At 44.8% G+C, this 3,116-nt stretch carries 3 protein-coding genes and 1 pseudogene; 2 read left to right on the forward strand and 2 right to left on the reverse strand.

Annotated elements, in window-relative coordinates:
- Positions 1 to 198: 198 nt before the first annotated feature.
- Positions 199 to 462 carry a hypothetical protein gene (locus tag PN462_RS00370; protein ID WP_272125827.1) on the reverse strand — a complete coding sequence of 88 codons (264 nt, stop codon included), beginning with the start codon at positions 460 to 462 and terminating at the stop codon, positions 199 to 201.
- 599 nt (positions 463 to 1,061) lie between these two features.
- Between PN462_RS00370 and menB the strand changes: the two genes are divergently transcribed.
- Positions 1,062 to 1,895 (forward strand): 1,4-dihydroxy-2-naphthoyl-CoA synthase, encoded by an 834-nt coding sequence (gene menB / locus PN462_RS00375; RefSeq protein WP_272125828.1) that lies wholly within the window; start codon positions 1,062 to 1,064, stop codon positions 1,893 to 1,895.
- 291 nt (positions 1,896 to 2,186) lie between these two features.
- Here menB and PN462_RS00380 read toward each other — a convergent pair whose 3' ends face one another.
- Positions 2,187 to 2,471 carry a hypothetical protein gene (locus PN462_RS00380; RefSeq protein WP_272125829.1) on the reverse strand — a complete coding sequence of 95 codons (285 nt, stop codon included), beginning with the start codon at positions 2,469 to 2,471 and terminating at the stop codon, positions 2,187 to 2,189.
- 436 nt (positions 2,472 to 2,907) lie between these two features.
- Between PN462_RS00380 and PN462_RS00385 the strand changes: the two are divergent.
- Positions 2,908 to 3,116, forward strand: a pseudogene (locus tag PN462_RS00385) (hypothetical protein); the annotation flags it as partial.

The raw sequence follows: 3,116 nt of genomic DNA on the forward strand, positions 1-3,116 counted from the left end.
CCCCTATCTCCCCCATCTCCCCTTTGTGTCCTTTGTGTCTTTGTGGTTCAACCGTCAACTATCAACTATCAACTCCCCCATCTCCCGACTCCCCATCTTCCCTATCCACATTAACCATCAAAAAGAGGTTTACCAAAACAGTAAACCTCTCTTAACTTTCCTTTGAATACGAGTTAATCACTCACCCGTACTTTGGGCTTATAACATAGGAATTCCGGGGGCATAGGCTTCGACAACAGACCCCGTGTGTAAACAGTTCACCATTAAATAGTCACAACTGGGGCATTGCGTCTGTACCACTTTTTGCTGAGTTAAATAATGCCGTTCTCCATGACTACCGCAGTTCGGACAACGAATCATTTCTACACTTGGAGTCGGGGTATCTGTAGAATTTTCTACGGTAGGCATGGCTGGCTTCTGGGGTTTATCTTCGGGTTTAAGTAAAGTAGATTGACTAGGCATGATTTTAAATCAAAGACGTTAAATAAAGGACAGGACTAGAAAACTCGATAAATGTCAAAGGCAAAAGCATTAAGTGAGATTAGTCTTAAAACTTGCTTTACTTTTGTGCTACAGGTCTTGAGCGACAGGTTTTGTATTTGCTTGGCCTGGCCGCATTTGAGAAAAACTCTTGTTAGTTTTTTGACCTTCACTCTCTCTAGTATGCCAACTTTTTGAGAGAGTGTCAATTGCTGAGAAGCCTTGAACCTATTATTTTTTCTTTGATCCCAAAAATTTTTGCCTTGATTGCTGTAATCTTTTTTTGGTGCTTAATAAGTGGAATTTTAAATATTAAAACATTCTAAAGAAATAACCGAAAATGATTATTGATAAAACCTCTGTTAGATAGATATTTGGACTCGACCCAATGAGAGAGAGGTCTATCTGAGGAGAGGGGGAGATGGGGGAGATGGGGAGATAGAGGAGATGGGGAGGAATTGGTTGATCACACTGTTGTCTCACTCGATGCGTTCAATGCTTCTGATACACCCAACAACTCCCCAAAGAGGCCAGTGATGGCGTAAAAAGGACTATAGAGCATTTCCCATCTGAACTGATCTATGAATATTGACTGGCAAACCGCCAAAACTTACGAAGACATCTTGTACCACAAAACCGATGGCATCGCCAAAATTACCATCAACCGCCCCCATAAGCGTAACGCCTTCCGCCCCAAAACCGTTTTTGAGCTTTATGATGCCTTCTGTGATGTCCGAGAAGACCCCACCATTGGTGTTGTCCTCCTCACCGGAGCCGGCCCCCATACCGACGGCAAATATGCTTTTTGTTCCGGAGGAGACCAAAGCGTCCGAGGAGAAGCGGGATACAAAGATGATGAGGGTGTACCCCGACTCAATGTTCTCGACTTACAGCGTTTAATTCGGTCTCTCCCCAAGGTGGTTATTGCTTTGGTGGCTGGATATGCGATTGGGGGAGGCCATGTTTTACATCTCATCTGTGACCTTACTCTTGCGGCGGATAATGCGATTTTTGGGCAAACGGGACCGAAGGTGGGGAGTTTTGATGGGGGCTATGGGGCTTCCTACCTGGCCCGTATTGTGGGACAGAAAAAAGCGCGAGAAATTTGGTTTCTCTGTCGTCAATACACCGCTCAACAAGCTCTAGAGATGGGTTTAGTGAATGAAGTGGTCCCAGTGGAGCAACTGGAAGCGGAGGGCGTTCAGTGGGCCCGGGAAATTCTGGAAAAAAGCCCCATTGCTATTCGCTGTCTCAAAGCGGCCTTTAATGCGGACTGTGATGGCCAGGCGGGGTTACAGGAACTTGCAGGAAACGCGACACTCCTCTATTACATGACAGAGGAAGGAGCAGAAGGAAAACAAGCCTTTTTAGATAAACGCTCCCCCAATTTCCGTCAATATCCTTGGCGGCCTTAACGAGAATGTTCTGACGGGTTTATTTGTAAGCATTCAGAAGCTGACGGCTGAATGCTCCCCCATCATCTATCAAGGTTGTGATGGGGGAGTTTTCAGGTTAAATCAAGAAGTGACTGGTTGATTATCGGTTTATATTTTGTGTTTTGGAAAGAATGAAAAATTGGTTTTTTCTGAGGCTTGGTGACTCCCTATTTGAGTAAAATTACTTAGGGTTTAAAAGAGTTGGTGAATTAGACCCGTGGACTAGGAGGTTTCTAAATAGTAGCAAAGCCTCAAGACGGCTTAAACCGCTTATCCTCTCGATGGAGCGAGATTACTGATCGGTTCAGAAATGGGTTCTGCAACGGGTTCAGCTTCTACAGCTTCATCAGAACTTAATGTTAAAGAATGTTCAAGATAAACAATATCGTCTTCAATTGTTTTTTGTGCTATAAACGGATGAGCCGCTAAACTACAGGCTTCCCAGCATCCTTTGACAGGAGCGCCTAATTGTTGACACATCCCACCCCGTCGGCCTTCGGGCTGGTAGTAGTGACAACAGCGACAGGTTGATGTTAAAAAGCGTTGGTGATTCATGGGAGCTTTCGGTGGAGATAACCGGAGAGTTGACAAAAAGATTTAAAAAGTTTTTAAAAAAGCCTTAACTTCATTTTGTGGGAATTCTACGAGATTTGTGACTACGTGCAATAAATAGATACAAAACTCTCGGTATTTACGTAATTTTGTTACTTTCTGTAAATAAATTACGGTATCAGTCAGGGAAACTAACCGGGGATCAAGTAAAACTGGCTAAAATTTCAAGGAATTTAGAAAATCAACCAACTTTCATTTACTAGAATAGCTTTGGGATAATGAGGAAACTAGACTTTTTAAGATTTTCTTTAAGATATAGGGAAAAGGGCGCGATCGCGCCCTTCAAAAAAAGCCAGCCGTGCGGCCAGTTGGTAAGATTGTTACCGTAGGGACATCACCCCCCCGTCCATCAAACAAGAGACAAAAAGGAGAACTGGAGATGAGCCGCAAACCCCCCACCAACAACAACCAACCCACCCTCCATCCCGTCCTTGAATCTGCCCTAGGTTGTGTCGATGTCCAAGTTGAAGAAGAACTCGCCCGCTATCGTCGCCAAAAAGCGCGACAACAGAGCAGCCAACCCGAACCCCCCAAACCTCCCGTCCAAGGGGCCGAAGCTGTCGCCCTTCCCCAGTCCTCTCTCTCCTC

This window comes from Spirulina sp. CS-785/01, from assembly GCF_028330525.1.
GTDB lineage: Bacteria > Cyanobacteriota > Cyanobacteriia > Cyanobacteriales > Spirulinaceae > JAQMSD01.

Excerpts from the sequence above, each read along its gene's own strand:
- PN462_RS00370 (WP_272125827.1), bottom strand. The coding sequence starts at position 462 with ATGCCTAGTCAATCTACTTTACTTAAACCCGAAGATAAACCCCAGAAG.
- menB (WP_272125828.1), top strand. The coding sequence starts at position 1,062 with ATGAATATTGACTGGCAAACCGCCAAAACTTACGAAGACATCTTGTAC.
- PN462_RS00380 (WP_272125829.1), bottom strand. The coding sequence starts at position 2,471 with ATGAATCACCAACGCTTTTTAACATCAACCTGTCGCTGTTGTCACTAC.